This window comes from Mesorhizobium sp. M4B.F.Ca.ET.089.01.1.1 (assembly GCF_004022605.1).
GTDB lineage: Bacteria > Pseudomonadota > Alphaproteobacteria > Rhizobiales > Rhizobiaceae > Mesorhizobium > Mesorhizobium abyssinicae.
Map to the genome: position 1 here is coordinate 1 of NZ_RZOS01000534.1, position 3,468 is coordinate 3,468.

Genomic DNA, 3,468 nt, shown 5'->3' on the forward strand with positions numbered 1-3,468 from the left:
CGGATAAGCCCATTGCTCAAGAGCGAATTACCCGCCTGCAGCGTCAAATCCAGGCCTCGGACGAAGCGGGTAGCTCGGTCGAACACGACATCGATTTCGCAGTTAACAGTCTGATGAACCAGGAAGCCGTTTTCGGCTTCCACCATCTGACATTGTTGTGCCTGTCGCGCGATCTGGAGGGCGTGAGCAAGGCGGTCTCCGAGCTTGGGGCATGCCTCACCGACATGAACATCAACTGGCTGCGCGAGGATATGAACCTCGAAGCAGCCTTTTGGGCGCAATTGCCGGGAAATCACAGTTACATCGCCCGCAAGGCGTTGCTGTCGAGCGGCAATTTCGCCGGTTTGTCGTCGATGCACAATTTCGCGACGGGGCAATCCGACGGCGCGCATTGGGGCCTGCCGATCACGATCCTCGAAACGACGTCGCAAACGCCGTACTGGTTCAACTTTCACCAACGCGACATTGGCCATTTCCTCGTCACTGGTCCGACCGGCTCGGGCAAAACGGTCGGCCTGACGTTCTTGCTTGCCCAGGCGATGCGTATCAATCCCGCGCCCAAGGCAGTTTTCTTTGACAAGGATCGCGGTGCGGAGATCTTCATTCGGGCGGTTGGCGGCACCTACGAGGTGCTGTCACCGGAAACACCCACCGGCTTCAACCCTCTCCAGCTCGAGAACACCGGAGCGAACCGCGATTTTCTCCTGCGGCTGCTAAAGGCAATGCTTCGCGCCAACGATGGTCGCGACTTTGGCCAGGAAGACGAAGACACACTCGAAAAGGCCTTGGCTCGGCTCATGCAAGAGCCCGCGGCTGAGCGCAACTTGGCGAACCTGTCGACCCTGCTCGTCGGTCGTTCTCGCGCAGACGCCAACGACCTTCACGCACGGCTGCGGCCATGGATCGACGGCGAAAAGGCATGGCTGTTCAACGCTCAGCACGACGTTCTGTCGTTCTCAGGGCATCGTGTCTTTGGCTTCGACATGACCAACATCCTCGCAAATGAGGAGCTGCGCACACCGGCGCTGATGTACCTCTACCATCGGCTGGATGAGCTGCTGAATGGCGATCCTGTCATGTTCTTCATGGATGAAGGCTGGCAGCTGCTCCAGGACGAGACCTTTTCGGCGTTCATCGTCGACAAGATGAAAACCATCCGCAAGCTCAACGGCATCGTCGGTTTCGGAACGCAGTCGGCGGCCGACATCGCCAAGGCCCGCGCATCACACACGCTGATCGAGCAGTCGGCAACGAACATCCACTTCCCTAATCCGCGCGCCGACGAGGAAAGCTACATCACCCGCTTTGGCCTGACGGTCAAAGAATTCAACTTCATCAAAAACACCCCGCCTGAGAAGCGCACCTTTCTCATCAAGCACGGGAATGACTCGGTCATTGCCCGGCTCGATCTGTCGTCGATGCCCGACATGGTCAAGGTCCTGTCGGGCCGAAAGAAGACGATCGAGGAGTGCGCAGCACTTCGGGAACAATACGGCGACGAGCCGGAAAGGTGGCTGGCTCAATTTTGCGGATGGGAGAAGGCTCAATGAGAAATCGTCTGGCCCTTGGTTTGCTGGTGACAACACTCGCCACCCCCGTTCCGGCAATGGCGTCCGGTGTTCCCGTCATCGACGGAGCAAACCTCGGTACAAGAACGGATCAGAAGGACGAGACCGGCGAAATCAAAAAGACCGACAAGGACCGGTATTCGATCAACAAAGGGGTGACCTGCTCCGTCTACAGGGAAGGTCGCAAGGACGATCCGGCCGCGGCCGCGCAAGCCAACCCTGAAATCGTCGGCCTGGTCAAAAGGGTCGCGCGGGAAGAAGGCGTCGACGAGAACCTGTTTATGGCTCTCGTCTACCAAGAAAGCCGTTTCAATCCATGCGCCCAATCCGGCGCCGGCGCATACGGCCTCACACAGCTGATGCCGGGGACCGCAAGCGATCTCGGCGTCAATCGCTACAATATCGAGTCCAATTTGCGTGGCGGCGCCCGCTATCTGAAACAGCAGCTCAAGCGGTTCGGCGGCAACGTGAATCTGGCACTTGCGGCCTACAATTCCGGTCACGGCAACGTCCAGAAATACGGTGGCATCCCGCCGTTCAAGGAAACACAGGGTTACGTCAAAAAGATCACGCAACAGTGGCTGCCAGAACTCGGTGGGGCGAATGGGGCGAACATCCCGATCAACTACGGCGGCGGCAGCACATCGTACACTGGCATGCGGGATTCGACGATCAACGCCATGGCGACGTCACAAGCCACGCAGGAGAGCGGCGCCAACGTCGCGTCATGGCTGCAGCAGCTCGGCGGCCTGACCACTGGAACCATTCAGGACAGCTGGGACCACAATTCCGGTGCGCGAAACGCCAATCTCGAAATGATGAACCAGGTCATCCTGCTCGGGACGACAATGGCAGACCTGTTCAATTCAAGAAACGCGATGCAGCTGACTGAAACGTCAGGCTCATCTCAGTCCTCTGGAGACAAAAACAAAGGCGAGATGCCGCGCGAAACCACTGGTCTGTGCGACCCGCGCGAAGGGTTCGCCTGGAGCCCGGCAGACCAAGCCTGTGTCCAGAAGCGCGAGCGTGAATCCACCCTCAACCTGCAACTCAAGCTTCAATAAGGAGACCTTCCATGAAGCGCTCTATCCTCACTGCGTGTTCGGTTCTCTTTGCTTCCGCGGCATGGGCGTCAGGTGTGCCAGTCATCGACGGCGCCAATCTCAAGGTGGCCAAGGAAACGGCCATGACTACCGACAAGATCCTGAACACGAACAAGGACATCCTGTCGACTGTCGAAGACACGTTGAAGGCCGTCACCGGCGATCGCGGTGGTGATGCCAACCAGATGCAGAATCTGGCTGTTGGCAACGGTTTCAGCGTGTCCTCCATGCCATCCTTCGACAGCATCATGTCAGGCGGTGTGCCAAATTTCGGCGGCATGGGTGGCGACATCAGCAAGATCGCGACCACCTTCATCAATGGCCTGCAGCTTGTGAAAAGCCTCTCTGGCAAGTCAAACAGCGGCTTTTCCAGCGACAAGTCCTATGAAGAGCTGATGAACACGGTCCTTGGCGTTTCGGCCCTTGTGACCGGATCGCAGGAGGCCGTGACGACGCGCCGGAGCGCCCTGGAGCAAGCCGGACAGAGCATCGGCCAGGCTCAGGACATCAAAGGGTCGATCGATCAGAACACCCAATTGCAGGTCCAGGCCGGCCTCACCATCAACGAGCTGATCGGCGTGATGAACGGTGCTGTCGGTTCTCTTCAGGCAGACAATCAGCGCCGGCTCACCGACATTTCCAACTCGAAGAAGGCGTTGACCTACGGTGGTAACTAAGCCTGCTTACATAGTCAGGGGCTTGTTCCTCGTCGTGATCGCGGCCGGCGTTGCCGGCTGCGGCACGGTCAAAGACAAAACGGCCCCCTGCAAGCGACCCGCAAATCTGACGTCCTACGC

At 58.5% G+C, this 3,468-nt stretch carries 2 protein-coding genes and 1 pseudogene; all 3 read left to right on the plus strand.

Translation table 11 applies throughout. The features are described 5' to 3' along the window. Positions 1–1,550: pseudogene (locus EN780_RS30075) on the plus strand (type VI secretion protein); the annotation flags it as partial. A 56-nt stretch (positions 1,551–1,606) separates the two neighbouring features. Then, positions 1,607–2,632, plus strand: a complete 1,026-nt coding sequence (locus EN780_RS30080) for a lytic transglycosylase domain-containing protein (RefSeq protein ID WP_245500172.1) — start codon at positions 1,607–1,609, stop codon at positions 2,630–2,632. Positions 2,633–2,643: 11 nt separating this feature from the next. Next, positions 2,644–3,348 carry a type IV secretion system protein gene (locus EN780_RS30085; protein WP_128276105.1) on the plus strand — a complete coding sequence of 235 codons (705 nt, stop codon included), beginning with the start codon at positions 2,644–2,646 and terminating at the stop codon, positions 3,346–3,348. The last annotated feature ends 120 nt before the right edge of the window (positions 3,349–3,468 follow it).

What these genes read in the sequence shown, in the direction of transcription:
- EN780_RS30080 (WP_245500172.1), top strand. Translation starts at nt 1,607, where the DNA reads ATGGCGTCCGGTGTTCCCGTCATCGACGGAGCAAACCTCGGTACAAGA.
- EN780_RS30085 (WP_128276105.1), top strand. Translation starts at nt 2,644, where the DNA reads ATGAAGCGCTCTATCCTCACTGCGTGTTCGGTTCTCTTTGCTTCCGCG.